This is a genomic window from Zoogloea sp., assembly GCF_041911615.1.
Classification (GTDB): Bacteria; Pseudomonadota; Gammaproteobacteria; order Burkholderiales; family Rhodocyclaceae; genus Zoogloea.
In genome coordinates, this window is the sequence record NZ_JAYROR010000007.1 from 1 (window position 1) to 1,990 (window position 1,990).

Below are 1,990 nucleotides of genomic sequence, written 5' to 3' on the forward strand. Positions count from 1 at the left end.
GCTCATGGGACTGGGGCTGATCTTCTACGGCATGGCGGCGATGGGCTCGGCCATGGCGCCGTTGCGCACGCACGAGGGCTTTGCCGAGTTGCTGCAATCCTTGAAGAATCCGGTCCTTGGGATGCTGGCCGGCGCGGTGTTTACCGCCCTGGTGCAGTCGTCCTCGGCAACCATCGGCCTTTCGGTCGTCATGGCGACCCAGGGATTGCTTTCCCTGCCGGCGGGCATCGCGATCCTGTTTGGGGCGAAGATCGGAACCGGGATCACGGCGATCCTCGCCGCGATCGGCAAGCCACGGGATGCGAAGCGCGCGGCCGCCGTGCATGTCCTGTTCAATGTGCTGGGCGCCGTGATCTGGTTGCCGTTCATCGCCCAGCTCGCGGGACTCGCCGAGACGGTTTCGCCGGTGGCGGCGCATCTGGAGGGTGTGGAACGGCTCGCCGAGGAGGTGCCGCGCCAGATCGCCAATGCCGCAACCATCTGGGCGACCGCCAACACGGTGTTCTTCCTGCCGTTCGCCGGTTTGTTTGCGAAGATGGCCATCAGGATCATCCCGGACCGGCCAGTCGAGGAAAAGGCCATCATCCGCCCCAGGTATCTCGACGACGAACTGATCCAGGTGCCATCGATGGCCCTGGAACTGGCGCGGAGGGAGCTCGGGCACATGGCGGAACTGACCGAAGGGATGCTTGGCAAGGTCAGGCCGGTTCTCGAATCCAGGGATCTCGGCCCACTGTCGCAGCAACATGACCGGATCGTGGTGCTGCGAGAGGCCTTGCTCAGCTACCTGCAGCAGGTCGGGCGTGCCGAGTTGAACGACGCCGAAGCTGACGAGCATGCGCGAGTGGTTGCCGCCATCGGCGAAATCGAGAACATGAGCGCGGCGCTCAGCTACGAACTGATCCCGCTGGCCCAGACCCTGAAGGAGGCGAACACCACCCCTTCGAAAGAGACCACCGACCTGCTGGAGAGGCTGTTCCAGACGATACAGGCGTCGGCGCAGTCCGCGCTGCGGGCGCTGGTGTCGCAGGACGAGACGGCGGCGCAGACCGTGGTCGCGAACCGCGCTGCGATCCTGAAACTCACCTCCGAGTTCCACCGGCAACAGGCCGTGCGTCTCGCCGGGAACGAGCCGGATCGCCTGCTCAAGCTCCGCGTGCAACTCGAAATACTCGACCGGCTGCGGCGACTCTACAGTGTGGCTGAGCACATGGCTATCTCGGTGCTGCCACGGAGCGTTCTCGTCGGGGAACTGTCCGCTTGGTCTTCGACGACGTAGCCTTGTAACGCGCAATCCGGCCCGGAAATAGCGAACCACAGCGAACACGCCGCGTTTTCCCCCTACCCGGTTACGGTCGACCGGGAAATCCGGAATAAATGGCGCGGCTTCAGGACATCCTTGCAACCTGTCTGAACAAAAGCCGTGATCCATCCCCGGGCCGTCCAGCAGGTTGGCCCCGATATTGCTCAGTGGTCGCCGACCCGCGAAACAGCGGGAAAACTTGTCACCAAGACGACATTTTCTGGCGCGGCAGGCTTGGGCGTCGACGCTTTTCCGACAACGGCGGAAAAATGCGCGCCCGCCGCCTGCCCCGAGGACGACCCGATGACTGCAAGCGACACCACCACCCGCTATTTCACCAGCTACAGCGGCGCCCGGCTGCCCCTCAAGCTGGTCGGCGAACTGGCGCCGGCTGACATGCGCAACCGCAACACCTACTACTGCGGCAGCTTCGACCCGGCCGGCCAGCTGATCGCCTGCGAGAAGATCGTCTATGGCGAAACCGAACTGCGCCACGACTACAGCTACCACCCCGACGGCCGCCTCGCCCGGGCGACGATCGACGACGGCGGCGACGAGCCCGCGGTCATCGACTATCCCGCGTGAGCCGGCGCCTGCCTTCCCGTTTCCCCATCAACATCCTTCAGGAGAAAACATGTCCATCGTGCCCATCAAGGCGTTCTCGGATAAGGCCAAGACCGACGCGGA

The 1,990-nt window shown here is 64.4% G+C and carries 2 protein-coding genes; both read left to right on the forward strand.

Annotated elements, in window-relative coordinates; all coding sequences use genetic code 11:
* The coding region (locus ACE3P2_RS01345) for a Na/Pi cotransporter family protein (protein WP_374260050.1) at window positions 1-1,279 on the forward strand (1,279 nt) is incomplete at its 5' end.
* Window positions 1,280-1,606: 327 nt separating this feature from the next.
* Entirely contained in the window at window positions 1,607-1,888 is a 282-nt protein-coding gene (locus ACE3P2_RS01350; RefSeq protein ID WP_374260052.1) for a DUF6156 family protein, read from the forward strand.
* Window positions 1,889-1,990: the final 102 nt, after the last annotated feature.

Coding starts and splice junctions, on each gene's coding strand:
- ACE3P2_RS01350 (WP_374260052.1), top strand. CDS start 1,607: ATGACTGCAAGCGACACCACCACCCGCTATTTCACCAGCTACAGCGGC.